Origin of the sequence: Dactylosporangium aurantiacum, from assembly GCF_000716715.1 — a bacterium.
In the GTDB taxonomy this organism is placed as follows: Bacteria; Actinomycetota; Actinomycetes; order Mycobacteriales; family Micromonosporaceae; genus Dactylosporangium; species Dactylosporangium aurantiacum.
Window position 1 is genome coordinate 74,485 of sequence record NZ_JNYJ01000034.1, and the last position, 15,360, is coordinate 89,844.

12 protein-coding genes are annotated in these 15,360 nt (G+C 72.5%); 1 reads left to right on the forward strand and 11 read right to left on the reverse strand.

The features are described 5' to 3' along the window. Window positions 1–76: 76 nt before the first annotated feature. The 6 genes from OP18_RS32595 to glgC all read right to left on the reverse strand — a co-directional run bounded on the left by OP18_RS32595 (window position 77) and on the right by glgC (window position 10,737). Window positions 77–1,807: a hypothetical protein gene (locus tag OP18_RS32595; RefSeq protein ID WP_156089957.1), complete on the reverse strand. Its 1,731-nt coding sequence runs from the start codon at window positions 1,805–1,807 to the stop codon at window positions 77–79. 246 nt (window positions 1,808–2,053) lie between these two features. Further along, window positions 2,054–4,174, reverse strand: a complete 2,121-nt coding sequence (gene glgB / locus OP18_RS32600) for a 1,4-alpha-glucan branching protein GlgB (RefSeq protein ID WP_033362944.1) — start codon at window positions 4,172–4,174, stop codon at window positions 2,054–2,056. Between the two features lie 8 nt (window positions 4,175–4,182). Continuing rightward, complete coding sequence (locus OP18_RS32605; RefSeq protein ID WP_033362945.1) at window positions 4,183–5,520, reverse strand: maltokinase N-terminal cap-like domain-containing protein; 1,338 nt, start codon at window positions 5,518–5,520, stop codon at window positions 4,183–4,185. A gap of 15 nt (window positions 5,521–5,535) precedes the next feature. Continuing rightward, on the reverse strand, window positions 5,536–7,269 hold the full coding sequence (gene treS / locus OP18_RS32610) for a maltose alpha-D-glucosyltransferase (RefSeq protein WP_033362946.1): 1,734 nt from the start codon (window positions 7,267–7,269) through the stop codon (window positions 5,536–5,538). A gap of 20 nt (window positions 7,270–7,289) precedes the next feature. Next, window positions 7,290–9,449, reverse strand: coding sequence for an alpha-1,4-glucan--maltose-1-phosphate maltosyltransferase (locus OP18_RS32615; protein WP_211273742.1), 2,160 nt, complete (start codon window positions 9,447–9,449; stop codon window positions 7,290–7,292). Between the two features lie 52 nt (window positions 9,450–9,501). Then, window positions 9,502–10,737 (reverse strand): glucose-1-phosphate adenylyltransferase, encoded by a 1,236-nt coding sequence (gene glgC / locus OP18_RS32620; RefSeq protein WP_033362947.1) that lies wholly within the window; start codon window positions 10,735–10,737, stop codon window positions 9,502–9,504. 142 nt (window positions 10,738–10,879) lie between these two features. On the opposite strand from glgC, the gene glgA reads away from it, so the two are divergent. Further along, window positions 10,880–12,064, forward strand: coding sequence for a glycogen synthase (gene glgA, locus OP18_RS32625; RefSeq protein WP_033362948.1), 1,185 nt, complete (start codon window positions 10,880–10,882; stop codon window positions 12,062–12,064). On the opposite strand, the gene OP18_RS32630 is transcribed toward glgA, so the two are convergent. The 5 genes from OP18_RS32630 to OP18_RS57825 form a co-directional block, all read right to left on the reverse strand. Further along, the gene (locus OP18_RS32630; RefSeq protein ID WP_052387663.1) at window positions 12,046–13,020 is read right to left on the reverse strand and encodes a nucleotidyl transferase AbiEii/AbiGii toxin family protein; all 975 of its coding nucleotides are present in this window, start codon (window positions 13,018–13,020) and stop codon (window positions 12,046–12,048) included. The genes glgA and OP18_RS32630 overlap by 19 nt on opposite strands. Further along, window positions 13,013–13,777, reverse strand: a complete 765-nt coding sequence (pcaD, locus tag OP18_RS32635; RefSeq protein WP_033362970.1) for a 3-oxoadipate enol-lactonase — start codon at window positions 13,775–13,777, stop codon at window positions 13,013–13,015. The genes OP18_RS32630 and pcaD overlap by 8 nt, the downstream gene beginning before the upstream one ends. A 118-nt stretch (window positions 13,778–13,895) precedes the next feature. Next, window positions 13,896–14,315: a hypothetical protein gene (locus tag OP18_RS62020; RefSeq protein WP_033362949.1), complete on the reverse strand. Its 420-nt coding sequence runs from the start codon at window positions 14,313–14,315 to the stop codon at window positions 13,896–13,898. Further along, entirely contained in the window at window positions 14,312–15,019 is a 708-nt protein-coding gene (locus tag OP18_RS62025; RefSeq protein ID WP_052387664.1) for a class I SAM-dependent methyltransferase, read from the reverse strand. Before OP18_RS62025 ends, OP18_RS62020 begins: the two co-directional genes overlap by 4 nt. Beyond that, window positions 15,016–15,189: a hypothetical protein gene (locus tag OP18_RS57825; RefSeq protein WP_156089958.1), complete on the reverse strand. Its 174-nt coding sequence runs from the start codon at window positions 15,187–15,189 to the stop codon at window positions 15,016–15,018. The genes OP18_RS62025 and OP18_RS57825 overlap by 4 nt, the downstream gene beginning before the upstream one ends. Window positions 15,190–15,360: the final 171 nt, after the last annotated feature.

Here is a 15,360-nt window from a genome sequence, read left to right on the forward strand (position 1 = left end):
CGTAGGCCTGTCGGCCGCCCGACAGCCGGGCCGGCGGCGCCGCGGGGGCACACCGCCGGCCGGGTCGCGGGCGCCGCTACTCGAGCAGGCCGGCGCCGGGAAGTTTCGGGGCGAGGGGCGGGCAGTGCGTGTGGGTGGCGGCCGCGAGCCCGCCGCACTGCGCCGGCAGGCCGACGAGCAGGTTGTGGTCGTAGACCAGCAGCGCCCAGCGGCCGAAGTCGTGCCGCTCGACCGGCGGGCCGAACTGGGTGACCGCGCCCTCGACGGTGCCGTAACGGGGGTGCTGCAGGTCCACGACGAGGAACCGCGCGTCGTGCCGGGCGGCGTCGTACCAGTCGGCGTCGGACTCCCACCGGAACGAGCGCACGTCCGGGCCGATGACCGGCGCCACGCGGGTCCGCCCGCCGCTGGCCACGGTGATGTTGTTGGAGCCCCAGTAGCTGCCGAGGCCGTAGCGCAGGTCGTGGGCGACGAGGTAGTCGGCGACCGCGCTCGCCTCGGGCGGCTGCGGCTTCGCCGACACCGTCTGCCCTGCGAACGCGACGACGAGCACCACGCCCGCGGCCGCCAGGACCCGCCGCGCCGCCGGGCCCGCGGTGAGCACCCGGTCACCCCAGACCCGGCCGGCGAGGGCCGCGCCGAACGGCAGGACGGTGACGATCTGCCGGGCGCTGCCCATGTCGCCGGCCTGGGTGGAGGCGATGAACGCGGCGAGGTTGACCAGGATCGCGGCCGTCATGACCTCGGCGACCCGGTCGCCGTCGCCGCCCCGGCGGAGGAACCTGGCGACGGTCGCGCCGGCGGCGGCGGTGGCGAGCAGCAGCAGCGCCAGGTTGACGACGCCGGCGGCGAGCGCGACGGGGCCGTCGAGGTCGGGCAGGTAGGCGCCGTAGTTGTGCGCGGTCGCGGTCACCGCCGTCACCACGTGGTCGCCGAGCTCGGCGACCGGGCTGAACTCGGCGACGGGGGAGTGCACGGAGAAACCGCCGGCCCACCAGATCAGCGCGAGGGCGCCGTGCGCGAGCGCCGTCGAGCCGGCCGCGGCGAGCAGCAGCAGCGCGTCCGGGCCGCGCCACGTGCGGGCCTTCACCAGCCGCGCGGCGCTGACCAGCAGCAGCGGCACGGCGCCGACGAACATGGCGAGCGGGTCGGCCATCTGCGCGACCGCGAGGACGAGCAGCACGCCGACGGGCCACCACCGGCGCAGCGGCGGGCCGCCGCGCCGGTCGGCGATGAGCCACGCGAGCAGCAGCGGCACCGCGGTCCCGGTGTGGTCCGGCGCGTAGAGCACGACCGCCCAGCCGCCGTGCGGCTGCGGCACCAGCAGGGTCGCCACGACCACCGCGACCCGCGCCCACGCCGCGCGCCCGGTCGCGTCACCCTTGGCGACCAGCGACGCGAACACGATCAGCAGCAGGTACGTGGTCGCCGACGCGACGTGCACGACGTTGCTGTCCAGGCCGAGGAAGACCTCGATCAGCGCGTACTGGACGAGCTCCGTGGGGAAGAACGACACGTCGCTGAGCGTCCAACCGCGCAGCAGCACGTCGCCGTGCAGCAGGTCCCACGCCTGCAACGCGTTCGCGGCCGCGTCGCTGTTGGTCGGGGTCGCGGCCGCCATGCGCAGGTAGCCCAGCAGCAGCACCGCCACCCCGGCGGCGACGGCGCCGGCGGTCGCGAGGCGGACCTTCCGGCTCGGAGGCGCGGCCGGTGCGGCGGCGCCGTGGGCTCGGTCACGTTGACGCGGGATCGTGGGCAGGGTCGCCCGCTGGGCGGGCCCCGTCACCCCGCCGAGAGTTGGGCTCACACACCCTCCGACGCTTCCCCCACGCCGCGCGGTTGGCGGCCCCCAGTGAACGTGATCTACCTGTGACCAGTCCGCGGGTCATTGTGCAGCACGCGCGGCACCGTCCGGCGCCCCTTCGCCCGGGAATGTGGCGCACCCCTCTCCGGGCCGCCGCGGGCCACCGCGGTCACGGTGCGCGGTTCCCGGGCGCGCACGGCCGTGTCCCGGCCGGCCGTGGGGCCCGCCGGGACACGGTGGAGACGCTGGTCAGCCGAGCTTGAGCCAGAGCGCGCCGAGCGGCGGCACCCGCAGCTGCGCGGAGGCCGGCAGCCCGTTGCACGGCACGGCGTCCGCGTCGACCGCGCCGAGGTTGCCCACGCCCGAGCCGCCGTAGGTGTCGGCGTCGGTGTTGAGGATCTCCGACCAGCGGCCGGTGAACGGCAGCCCGATGCGGTACCCCTCGTGCGGGTGCGCGGCGAAGTTGACCACGACCGCGACCGCGGAACCGTCGGCGCCCCAGCGCAGGTAGGAGAAGACGTTGCCGCCGGAGTCCTCGTTGTTGATCCAGCGGAAGCCGTCGGGCGTCACGTCCTGACTCCACAGCGCCGGGGTGCGGTGGTAGACGGCGTTGAGGTCCCGCACGAGGCGCTGCAGGCCGGCACGGCCCGGGTCGTGCAGCAGCCCCCAGTCCAGCCCGCGTTCCTCGCTCCACTCCTGCTCGTCGCCGAGCTCGCAGCCCATGAACAGCAGCTGCTTGCCGGGGAACGACCACATGTACGCCAGCAGCGCGCGGGTGGTGGCGAGCTTCTTCCACAGGTCGCCGGGCATCTTGCCGACGAGCGAGCCCTTGCCGTGCACGACCTCGTCGTGGCTGATCGGCAGCACGTAGTTCTCGCTCCACGCGTACACCGTGGCGAACGTCATCTGGTTGTGGTGGTACTGCCGGTACACCGGGTCCTTGGCGACGTAGGTCAGGGTGTCGTGCATCCAGCCCATGTTCCACTTGAAGCCGAAGCCGAGACCGCCGGAGTCGGTGGGGCGGGTCACGCCGAGCCACGCCGTGGACTCCTCGGCGATCATCATGATCCCCGGGTGGTGCTTGTAGACGGTCGCGTTCGCCTCCTGCAGGAACGAGATCGCGTCGAGGTTCTCCCGGCCGCCGTACTGGTTCGGCGCCCACTGCCCGTGTTCACGGGAGTAGTCGAGGTACAGCATGGAGGCGACGGCGTCGACCCGCAGGGCGTCGGCGTGGAACTCCTCGCACCAGTACAGGGCGTTGGCGACGAGGAAGTTGCGGACCTCGGACCGGCCGAAGTCGAAGATCAGGGTGCCCCAGTCGGGGTGCTCGCCGCGGCGCCAGTCGCCGTGCTCGTACAGCGGCGTGCCGTCGAAGCGCGCGAGGGCCCAGGCGTCCTTCGGGAAGTGCGCCGGCACCCAGTCGAGGATGACCCCGATGTTCGCCTGGTGCAGCCGGTCCACCAGGTACCGGAACTCGTCGGGGCTGCCGAACCGGGCCGTCGGCGCGTAGTAGCCGGTGACCTGGTAGCCCCAGGAGCCGCCGAACGGGTGCTCCATCACCGGCAGGAACTCCACGTGGGTGAAGCCCATGTCGCTGACGTACTCGGTCAGCTGGTCGGCGAGCTCCACATAGGACAGCCCGGGCCGCCACGAGCCGAGATGCACCTCGTACACGCTGACCGGCGCCTCGTGGTTGCGCCGCTCGGCGCGCTGGGCGAGCCAGTCGGCGTCCTTCCAGTCGTAGCTGGAGCGGTACACCACCGACGCGGTCGCCGGCGGCACCTCCGTGTGCTGGGCGAGCGGGTCGGCCTTCTCGACCCAGCCGTCGTCGGGGGTCAGCAGCCGGTACTTGTACCGCTGGCCCGGCTGCGCGCCCGGCACGAACAGCTCCCACACGCCGCTGCTGCCCAGCGACCGCATCGGCCAGCCGTCGTGCGGCCCCCAGCCGGTGAAGTCGCCGATGACCCGGACCCCGCGCGCGTTCGGCGCCCACACCGCGAACGCGACCCCGCCGGGGCGGGTCTGCGCGCCGAGGACCGTCCACAGCCGCTCGTGCCGGCCCTCCCGGATCAGGTGCAGGTCGAGCTCGCCGACGGTCGGCAGGTGCCGGTACGGGTCGTCGGTCAGCACCCCGTCGGCGTCGATGCGGTAGTCGGTGACGATTCCCGGCAGCTCCACCTCGAAGATGCCGTCGCCGTGGACCTGACGCATCGGGTGGCGCTCGTCGTCGGCGACGACGGTGACGGTGCCGGCGCCGCGGCGCAGCGCCCGGATGACGGTGCTGTCCGCGTCGGCGCCACCGACGGGGTGGGCGCCGAGGACGCCGTGCGGGTCGTGCGACCGGCCGGCGATGAGGTCGTCGAGGTTCATAAGCTCCGTCACCTGGGTTCCGTCAACGAGCCCTTGACCAGCCGCTCGATGGACTGCAGGGGGATCCGCAGCCAGGTCGGCCGGTGCCGGGCCTCGTAGGCGCTCTCGTAGACCGCCTTGTCCAGCTCGTACGCGCACAGCAACGCCTGGTCCTCGCGGGGGTCGTAGCCGGCGGCCGCAGCATAGCCGTCGCAGAACGCGGCGCGGTTACGGTCGACCCACTGCCGGGCCCGCTCGGCGAGGGCCTCGTCGTCCTCCTCGCCGACGAGCAGCTGATACGCCGCGTACTCGTAGGAGCGCAGCATCCCGGCCACGTCGCGCAGCACCGAGTCGGGCCGGCGGCGCAGCTCCACCGGTACCCCCGGCTCGCCTTCGAAGTCGATGAGCAGCCACGACTCGGGGGTGCGCAGCACCTGGCCGAGGTGCAGGTCGCCGTGGATGCGCTGGACCTTGATCGGGTCGTCGCCGGCGTTGCGGATGATCGCCTGCGCGCCCGGCACGACGCCGGCCAGCTGCGGCACCGCCCGCACCGCGGCCTCCAGCCGCTCCAGCATCGCCTCGGCCGGCGACGGCGCGTCCGACGTGCCGAGCTCCACGGCGAGGGTGCGGTGCACGTGCGCGACCGCCTCGCCGAGCCGCCACGACTCGGCGGCGAAGTCGCCGCCGACCTCCTCCGGGTTCAGGTCGTGCTCGGCGAACAGGTCCCGGGCGCTGGTCGCCGCCATCGCCCAGCCCTCCGCGGAGTTCTGCGCGTACTCGGTGACCATCGCCAGGGTGACCGGGGCCCCGTCGGCGTCGGTGCTCTCGATCGCGCCGAGCAGCCGCGCCACGTTCGGGCAGCCGGCCCGGGCGAGGACCCGGTTGAGCTCCAGGTCCGGGTTGATGCCGGGCGTCACCCGGCGGAAGATCTTCAGGATCGCGGCGCTGTCGAACACCACGCTGGTGTTGCTCTGCTCGGCGTCCACGACCCGCGCCGGTGCCTGCACCGGCAGCGCCACGCCAGGCTCCGGCACGAACCGGATGCCCTCGACGGTCGCGCCGGTGTCGATCAGCCCGAGGAGCCGCTGCGCGGCCTGCTCGTCGTAGAGCGCGTCGGAGCCGGTGCGGTCCTCGTCGGCGCCGATCAGCGCCGCGGCCGCCAGCTCCGAGATGACATTGAGGTCCCACCCCACGAACACCTGGTAGCGCTCGGTGCCGCCGTCCTCGTAGTGCGCGTCGAGCAGCACGTGGTCGACCTGGTCGGGCAGCGGGGTGACGACCGCCGGGCGGACGTCGGTCAGGACGCGGTTCCGGCCCGCGTACCACCGCTGATGCGGCAGCCAGTCGGTGAACGGCAGGGACGTCATGACGAAGCTCTCTCCTCAGCTCTGCTCAGCCGGCGGGCCGCACAGCTGGAACCAGTAGAAGCCGTGGCCGGGCAACGTGAGCAGGTAGGGCAGTTGGCCGATGTTCGGGAACTGGACGTGTCCGGTGAGCTCGATCGGGGTCCAACCGGCCCACTGCTGCAGGTTCAGCTCGATCGGCTGCGGGAACCGCGACAGGTTGTTCACGCACAGCACCACGTCGTCCTCGTGGACGCGCACGTACGCCAGCACCGACGGGTTCGACCCGCCGAGCTCCCGGAACGTGCCGACGGCGAACGCCTCGTGCCGCCGGCGCACCCCGAGCATGGTCCGCGTCCAGTTCAGCAGCGACGTCGAGCTCTCCTTCTGCGCCTCGACGTTGATCGACTGGTACCCGTACACCGGATCCTGAATCGCCGGCAGGTACAGCCGTCCCGGGTTCGCCTGGGAGAAACCGGCGTTGCGGTCCGGGGTCCACTGCATCGGGGTCCGCACCCCGTCGCGGTCGCCGAGCCAGATGTTGTCGCCCATGCCGATCTCGTCGCCGTAGTACAGCACCGGCGACCCCGGCAGCGACAGCAGCAGCGCGGTGAACAGCTCGATCTGGTTACGGTCGTTCTCCAGCAGCGGCGCCAGCCGCCGCCGGATGCCGACGTTCGCGCGCATCCGCGGGTCCTTGGCGTACTCCGCGTACATGTAGTCGCGTTCCTCGTCGGTGACCATCTCCAGGGTCAGCTCGTCGTGGTTGCGCAGGAAGATGCCCCACTGGCAGTTCGCCGGGATCGGCGGGGTGTGCGCGAGGATCTCCGAGATCGGGAACCGCGACTCGCGCCGCACCGCCATGAAGATGCGCGGCATCAGCGGGAAGTGGAACGCCATGTGGCACTCGTCGCCGTCGCCGAAGTACTGCACCACGTCCGCCGGCCACTGGTTGGCCTCGGCGAGCAGCACCCGGCCCGGGAACTCGTCGTCGATGACCTTGCGGCAGCGGCGCAGGAACTCGTGCGTCGCCGGCAGGTTCTCGCAGTTGGTGCCCTCGTCCTCGAACAGGTACGGCACCGCGTCGAGCCGGAACCCGTCGATGCCCAGGCCGAGCCAGAACCGCAGCACGTCCAGCATCTCCCGCTGGACCTCAGGGTTCTCGTAGTTGAGGTCCGGCTGGTGGTGGAAGAACCGGTGCCAGTAGAACTGCCGGCGCACCGGGTCGAACGTCCAGTTCGACTCCTCCGTGTCCACGAAGATGATCCGCGCGTCGGCGTAGCCGGTGTTGTCGTCGCTCCACACGTAGTAGTCGCCGTACGGGCCGGTCGGGTCCCGCCGCGACTCCTGGAACCACAGGTGCGAGTCCGACGTGTGGTTCATGACCAGGTCGGTGATGACGCGGATGCCGCGCTTGTGCGCCGCGTCCAGCAGCTCCACGAAGTCCTCGACCGTGCCGAAGTCCGGCAGCACCTTGTAGAAGTCGCGGATGTCGTAGCCGCCGTCGCGCAGCGGCGAGTCGTAGAACGGCGGCAGCCAGAGACAGTCCACGCCGAGCCACTGCAGGTAGTCGAGCTGGCCGATGAGCCCCTGCAGGTCGCCGGAGCCGTCGGCGTTGGAGTCGGCGAACGCGCGGACCAGCACCTCGTAGAACACCGCGCGCTGGTACCACGTCTCGTCCGCCGGCAGGATCCGGGCGTTGCCGAAGTCGCTGGCCGAGGGATGCTCGACCGTCCCGTCGTGAACGTGGGTGCCCTCGACCGGATCCGTCATGCTGCCACCTACCTTGCTTGTTACCGGTGACGGTGCACCGTGAACACGTGCGCCGGCTCGTACAGGGGGTCGAGCCGGACCGCGTTGTGCTGTCCCCAGTCGAAGGTCGCACCGGTGAGCTCGTCGCGCACCGTGAACCGCTCGTGCCAGTCGAAACCGAGCGCGGGCATGTCCAACGTGGTGTTACCCCACTGGACGTTGTACGAATCAAGCGAAACCACCACGAGCACGACGTTGTCGCTGTCCGGGTCCCGCTTCGAGAAACACAGCAGCTGCTCGTTGTCGATGCCGTGGAAGACGGTGTTGCGCAGCCAGTGCAGCGCCGGATTGTCCCGCCGCACCTGGTTGAGTCGCGTCAGGTACGGCGCCAGGGACTCCCCGGCGGCCTCGGCGGCGGCCCAGTCCCGCGGGCGCAGCTGGTACTTCTCGTTGTCGAGGTACTCCTCGGAGCCGGGCCGGTGCAGGTGCTCGAACAGCTCGAAGCCCGCGTACATGCCCCACGACGGGCTGAGCAGGCTCGCCAGCACCGCCCGGATCTTGAACATCGGCGGGCCGCCGTGCTGCAGGTGCTCCGGCAGGATGTCCGGCGTGTTCGGCCAGAAGTTGGGCCGCATGTAGTCCGCGGCCTCGATCAGCTCCTGCACGTACTCGCGCAGCTCCCACGCCTGCACCCGCCACGTGAAGTACGTGTAGGACTGCGTGAACCCGTGCTTGCCCAGCCCGTGCATCATCGCCGGCCGGGTGAACGCCTCGGCCAGGAACAGCACGTCCGGATCGACGGACTTGACCTCGTTGATGATCCAGTGCCAGAACCCGACGGGCTTGGTGTGCGGGTTGTCGACCCGGAAGATCTTCACGCCCTGCGCGACCCAGTGCAGCACTACCCGCAGGATCTCGTCGCGGATGCCCCGCGGGTCGTTGTCGAAGTTCAGCGGGTAGATGTCCTGGTACTTCTTCGGCGGGTTCTCCGCGTAGGCGATCGAACCGTCGGCCCGGGTGGTGAACCACTCCGGGTGCTCGGTGACCCACGGGTGGTCCGGCGCGCACTGCAACGCCAGGTCCATCGCGATCTCCACACCGGCGTCGTGCGCGGCGACGACGAACGCCCGGAAGTCCTCCAGCGTGCCGAGGTCCGGGTGGATCGCGTCGTGCCCGCCCTCCTCGGCGCCGATCGCCCACGGCGAGCCCACGTCCTGCGGCCCGGCGACGAGGGTGTTGTTCGGCCCCTTCCGGTTGACCCGGCCGATCGGGTGGACCGGCGGCAGGTACACCACGTCGAAGCCCATGTCGGCGACCTGCCGCAGCCGCGGCGTCGCCGTGGCGAACGTGCCGTGCCGCACCGGCTTGCCGTGCTCGTCGACGACGGCACCCTCCGAGCGCGGGAAGAACTCGTACCAGGCGGAGAACAGCGCCCGCTGCCGGTCGCACCAGAGCGGCAGCTCCCGGGAACGGGTCACGTGCTGGCGCACCGGATACCGCCACAGCACGTCGGTCAGCCCCAGCGCCGGGGAGATCCGCGCGAACAACGGGATCGACGTGTCCGCGAGGGCCTGCGCCGCGCCCGTGACCCGGGGCCGCTCCGCCGCCGGTACGCCGGTCGCCGCCTGGTTGAGCAGCGCCGCGCCCTCCGCCAGGTCGTTGCCCAGCTCCTGCAGGCCCTGCCCGGCGCCGATCTTCTTGGTGACCGCGTCGTGCCACGTCAGGTACGGGTCGGAGAACGCCTCGACCGCGAACGTCCACGCGCCGACCGCGTCGGGCCGCATCGTGCCGTGCCAGCGGTCGGTGCCCGGCGCGCCCGGCGTCATCCGGCTGAACGGGCCCTCCCGGCCGTCCGGGCCGATGAGGACCACGTTGCAGCCCATCATCGCGTGGCCCTCGCGGTAGGCGACCGCGGTCACCGGCACCAGCTCACCGACGACGGCCTTCGCCGGGAACCGGCCGCCCTCCACCTGCGGCGTCACCTGCTCGATCGGGAACCGGTCCTCGAGCGGCACGCCGGGGCCGGCGCCCGCCGCGGCACCCGGCCCGGCGGCCGCCTGCCACGTGCCGGCGGGCGAGTCGGCGACCTCCACCGGGTCGTCGCTGGCGAGCGCGGTCTCGGTGTCGGTGCGGGCGATGGCGGGCGCGGTGTCGTCGGCGGCGATGGCAGACACTGTGGCTTCGGGCGTCGGGGTACCCATGATCCCCACCGTATCGAATCGGCGCGGCGTTGGCAGCGTTAGCGTCGTCTTGCTAGAGCTCGATGCGTTGACCCTTGCCGATGACCACGATCCCGCCCTCGGAGACCGTGTACCGGGTCCGGTCCTTCTCCAGGTCGACGCCGATCTCCGCCCCCTCGGGCACGATCACGTTCTTGTCCAGGATCGCGTTGCGGACCACGGCGTGCCGCCCGATGTCGACGCCCTCCATGAGCACCGACCCCTCGACGTGCGCCCACGAGTGGACCTTCACGTTCGGCGACACCACCGAGTTCTCCACCAGCGCACCGGAGATCACCGCACCGGGGGAGATCATCGAGCCGACCGCCCGGCCGACCCGCTCACCCCAGCCGTGCACGAACTTCGCCGGCGGCCACGGGCTGTTGCCCGTGTAGATCGGCCACTCGAAGTTGTACAGGTTGAACACCGGCTGGACCGCGATCAGGTCCATGTTGGCCTCGTAGAACGAGTCGAGGGTCCCGACGTCGCGCCAGTAGCCCTTGTCCCGGTCAGAGCTGCCGGGCACCACGTTGTTGCTGAAGTCGTAGACGGCCGCCTCGTGCTTGTCGACGAAGTACGGGATGATGTTGCCGCCCATGTCGTGCTTGCTCGTCGGGTCCTGCGCGTCGCGGGTGACCGCCTCGATCAGCGCGCCGGTGGTGAAGATGTAGTTGCCCATCGACGCGAAGATCTCGTCGGGCGCGTCCGGCAGCCCCTTGGCGTCGCGCGGCTTCTCCCGGAACGCGGAGATCCGCCGCCCGTCGTCGGCGACCTCGATGACCCCGAACTGGTCGGCGCTGGACAGCGGCTGGCGGATCCCGGCGACCGTCACCGACGCCCCCGACTCGATGTGCTGGCGCATCATCTGCTCCGGGTCCATCCGGTAGATGTGGTCCGCGCCGAACACGATCACGTAGTCGGGCCGCTCGTCGTTGATGAGGTTCAGGCTCTGGTAGATCGCGTCCGCGGACCCGGCGAACCAGCGCGGCCCGAGCCGCTGCTGCGCCGGCACCGGCGTCACGTAGTTGCCCAGCAGCGTCGACATCCGCCACGTCTTGGTCACGTGCCGGTCCAGCGAGTGCGACTTGTACTGGGTCAGCACGACCATCTTCAGGTAGCCGCCGTTGGCCAGGTTGGACAGCACGAAGTCGATCAGGCGGTAGATGCCGCCGAACGGCACGGCCGGCTTCGCCCGGTCAGCGGTCAAGGGCATCAATCGCTTGCCCTCGCCGCCGGCGAGGACGATCGCGAGGACTTTTTTGGCGGCCATGGTCGAGACGCTAAACGTGTCCGGCGTGTTGCGCCAGACGAACTGCCGAGATCGCGCGGCACGCCGGGGTGAGGTGGCGCAGCCCCCTCCACAACCGGCGGGCGCCGGCCCGGCGGAGCCGGAAACCGATTACTGTTTGGGTGTGCGTGTAGACCTGCTCACTCGAGAGTATCCCCCCGACGTCTACGGCGGCGCCGGCGTCCACATCGAATACCTGGCGCGGGAGCTGCGCCGGTTGCCGCTGGACGTGCGCGTGCACTGTTTCGGCGCGCCACGCACCGAGGCCGGGGTGGTGGGCTACCAGGACCCGTCGGGGCTCGCCGGGGCCAACGCCGCGCTGCGGACCATGGGCGTCGACCTGGAGATGGCCGCCGGCGCCGCCGGCACCGACCTGGTGCACAGCCACACCTGGTACGCGAACTTCGCCGGCCACACCGCCAAGCTGCTGCACGGCGTCCCGCACGTCATCACCAGCCACAGCCTCGAGCCGCTGCGCCCCTGGAAGGCCGACCAGCTCGGCGGCGGCTACGCCCTCTCCTCCTGGTGCGAGCGCACCGCGATCGAGGCCGCCGACGCCGTCGTCGCCGTCTCCGCCGGCATGAAGGCCGACGTGCTCAAGGCGTACCCCCGCGTCGAGGCGGACCGCGTCCACGTCATCTACAACGGCATCGACACCGAGCAGTACGCCCCGGACCCCGCCACCGACGTACTGGACCGGCTCGGCGTCGACCCGCACCGGCCCAGCGTCGTCTACGTCGGCCGGATCACCCGCCAGAAGGGGCTGCCGTACCTGCTGCGCGCCGCCCGCCGGCTCCCCGCCGACGTGCAGCTGGTCCTGCTCGCCGGCGCCCCCGACACCCCGGAGATCGCCGCGGAGGTCACCGCCCTCGCCGAGGACCTGCGCGCCACCCGCTCCGGTGTCGTCTGGGTCCAGGAGATGCTGCCCAAACGCGAGGTCATCCAGGTCCTCACCCACGCCACCCTGTTCGTCTGCCCGTCCATCTACGAGCCGATGGGCATCGTCAACCTCGAGGCGATGGCCTGCCAGACCGCGGTCGTCGCCACCGCCACCGGCGGCATCCCCGAGGTCGTCGCCGACCGGGAGACCGGCCTGCTGGTGCCGATCGAGCAGGTCACCGACGGCTCCGGCACCCCGCTGGACGAGGCCCGCTTCGTCGCGGACCTGGCCGACGCCATGAACGAGCTGCTGGAGGAGCCGGCCCGGGCCGCCGAGCTCGGCCGCGCCGGCCGCCAGCGCGCCCTGGACCACTTCTCCTGGTCGGCGATCGCCCAGCAGACCCTGGACGTCTACCGGTCCGTCTCGTAGCCACCGCAGTGGTGCTGGACCGCCCAGGCGAGGCGGTCCAGCCAGCTGTCCGGGTCGTGGACCGGATGGCTGGACCAGTCGACGCGCATCGCCCGCACCGCCGCCGGGTCCAGCGCCGGCAGCAGCCTGCGCAGCCGCGGCGGCAGGGTGACGTCCAGCTCGGCGAGCAGCACCGCGTCGTACACGTCCTTGCCGCGGGCGTCGCCCTCGCGCCGCTGGTCGTCGTCGATCCACTGCAGCTTCCACAGCAGTGACAGGGCCCGGCTCGCCGTCCACGCCACCGTCGGCACACCACCGGCGCCGCGCGGGACCGCGGTGAGCACCGGCGGCTCCGGCAGCGGCTCGTCGAACGAGAAGTCCAGCTGCACGGTGCCGGTCAGGTCGCCGGCCCGCCACGGCACCAGCACCCTCGCCCCGGCCTGCGTGCCGCGGCCGTCGTCGTCGCCGTCGTCTTCGCGGTGGATCCCGGCGTAGTCCCAGTCGCGGTCGGGTTGCGCGCCGGCGACGTCGAGGACCGCGCCGCCCGGCGTGCGCGGGTGCCGCTCCAGCAGCTCCAGCACCCGCACGTGCGGCTGCTCCTGCGGGTCGTCCGGACCGACCTCCTCGGCGTCCATCCAGCGCAGCCCCTCCGGTGGGAGCTTCGCCCGCACCCCGCCGGTCTCCTCGTCCAGGAACGCCTCCGGCTGCGCCCGGCCGGCGCCCTGGGTCGCCTCCGGCCAGTACTGCACCGGGTCGATCCGGTCCAGGTACGGGTACGGGTCGCGGCGGTCGACCCCGGCCACGGACGCGGGCCGGACCACCCAGTCCAGGTCCGCCGGCGGGCGGGCCCGGCCACCGACCCACGCCGGCATGGTCATGCTGCCGCGCAGCACCAGGTCGTCGCCGACGGGGTCGGCGGCGACCACGGCCAGGACGTGGTCGAGCACGTCGCGGTGCGCGCGGCCGCTGTCAGACACGGACGTGGTCGTGGATGAGCTGGGCGATCGCGTCGGCCTGCTCGACGTTGGCGAGGTGGGCGGCGCCCGGCAGCACCACGAGGCGGCTGCCGGCGATCCCCGCGTGGATGCGCTCACCGTGCTCCGGCGGCGTCGCCGGGTCGTCGGCGCCGGCGATGACCAGCGTCGGCGCCGTGATCCGGGGCAGCTCGTCGCGCAGGTCCATGCCGCCGATCGCCTCGCAGCAGCCGGCGTACCCCTCCGCCGGGCACGCCGCGATCATCGCCCGGTACGGCGCGACCTTCGCCGGCAGCGCCGCCCGGAACCGGGGCGTGAACCAGCGGCCGAGGACCGCGTCGGCGATGCTGCCCATCCCGGCGGAGCGGACCTGCTCCGCCCGGGCCGCCCACCCCTCGGCGGGCGGCAGGTGCGCCGCCGTGCAGATCAGCACCAGCTTCTCGATCCGCTCGGGCGCGTTGGCGGCCAGCCACATGCCGACCATCCCGCCCAGCGACAGCCCGCAGTAGGAGGCCTTCGCGATCCCGAGCCGGTCCAGCAGCGCCAGCACGTCGCGGCCCAGGTCCTCCATGCGGTACGGCCCGGGCGGCGCCGGCGAGGCACCGTGGCCGCGGTGGTCGAAACGCACCACCCGCAGGTCGGCGAGCGCGGGCAGCTGGGGGCGCCACATGTCGAGGTTGCTGCCCAGCGAACCGCCGAGCAGCAGGACCGGCGCGCCGGGGGGTCCACTGGTGCGCTGGAACAGCGTCGTTGCCGTCACCGCGTCGTTGTACCACGCCCGGCGCCGCACCGGCCCCCGGCGACCTGCCGTCAGCGTGTGAACAATGCCGCTGCGCGTCCGGCGGCGCGGGCGCCGCGCGGCTTGGCCGGTCGGGCCGTCAGCGGGTCAGCAGGGCCGCCGCGAACACGGCGACGATCCACGTCCACAGCAGCGTGAACCCGGCGTACCCGGCCCGGTGCAGCCTGGACCCGCGCCACGTCGCCGGCGGGAACGCGACGAACTGCGCACCCCACCGCAGCCCCCAGAACACGCACTCGGCGCCGAGCACCGCCGCCGGCACCCGCCCGGGCGCCAGCAGGTCCGCGGCCAGCAGCAGCGGCGCGAGCCCGAGCAGCACACACATCACACCGATGAAGAAGGTGTGCGTGTACAACACCTGCCGGGTCAACGGCCGCAACCCGGCGAACTGCGGCCGCCACGCCAGCACCCTCGGCAACGCCACGTGCCCGACGCCGAGCCCGACGAGCACCGCGCCGACCAGCCGCAGCTGCACCTCCACCGCCAGCAGCCCGGTCACCGCTGGAACACCAGCGCCCGGACCAGCGGGGTCATGCCGGCCTCGCCGGCCGGCGTGAGCCGCGCCCCGCGGGCCAGCCGCAGCCACTCCCCGCGCGGGTAGAAGTGCCAGGCACCGGGCCCGTACGCGGCCACCGTCGCCGGCCCCCGGCAGTGCTCCACCAGCACCAGGTGGCCGCCGGGCCGCAGTACTCGGGCGACCTCGGCGAACAGGGCCTGCCGCTGCGCCGGGACCCGCAGCTCGTGCGCCGCGAACGCGAGGAACACCGCGTCCTGTCCGCCACCGTCGACCGGCCACGCACCCGGCCCGGCCCGCAGCGCCCCGTCCGGCGGCGGGTTGATCCGGCGCGCCCGGCGTACAGAACCCTCGGTCATGACGACCGGGTCGTAGCAGTCGAGCACCGTCGGCTCGGCACCGGGCAGCAGCTGCCGCAGCGCCGCGCTGATCTCGTCCAGCCCCGTGCTCACCACGGCGTACCTCCGCGGTGGCGGCACCAGGTCCACCGCCCAGCGCCAGGCGTAGAGGGGACTGTGGTCGTACACCCACCAGGTGGCGACGAGGCTGACCGCGACGCACCCGCCGCCCGGCACCGCGAGCAGCCGCCACGGCCACGGCCACGGAAGGACCGCGACGAGCAGCAGCGCCGCGGCGGCCACGGCGTACGTCGGCCAGTTGTAGCGGACCATCCGCCCGACGCCGCTCACCGCCGGCCGCCGGCTGCCGCGTCGGGCACGTCCCGTCGGACCCCTCGGTGCCAGCCGTAGTCGAGCCCGGCGACGTGGAACGCCTGTGCCAGCACCGGCGTCGTCCCCGCGAACGCCCCCCGCTCCAGGAACGTGCACCGGCTCACCCGCACCGCCACCGGCTCCGGCACCCACGCACTGCGATGCGCCTTCACCACCACGATCGAGCCCGTCCGGGGCTCGTGGTCGAAGGTGTACGGTAAGGAGCCTGTTGCGTTTTCGGTGGTGGGGTTGGGTTGCTGAATGAGGGGGCGGCGCGAAGCGCCGTCCCCTCATTCAGGTGCTGGTGGTGAGGGTGTGGA

Excerpts from the sequence above, each read along its gene's own strand:
- glgB (WP_033362944.1), bottom strand. The coding sequence starts at position 4,174 with ATGAACCTCGACGACCTCATCGCCGGCCGGTCGCACGACCCGCACGGC.
- glgC (WP_033362947.1), bottom strand. The coding sequence starts at position 10,737 with ATGGCCGCCAAAAAAGTCCTCGCGATCGTCCTCGCCGGCGGCGAGGGC.
- treS (WP_033362946.1), bottom strand. The coding sequence starts at position 7,269 with ATGACGGATCCGGTCGAGGGCACCCACGTTCACGACGGGACGGTCGAG.
- OP18_RS32605 (WP_033362945.1), bottom strand. The coding sequence starts at position 5,520 with ATGACGTCCCTGCCGTTCACCGACTGGCTGCCGCATCAGCGGTGGTAC.
- OP18_RS32615 (WP_211273742.1), bottom strand. The coding sequence starts at position 9,449 with ATGGGTACCCCGACGCCCGAAGCCACAGTGTCTGCCATCGCCGCCGAC.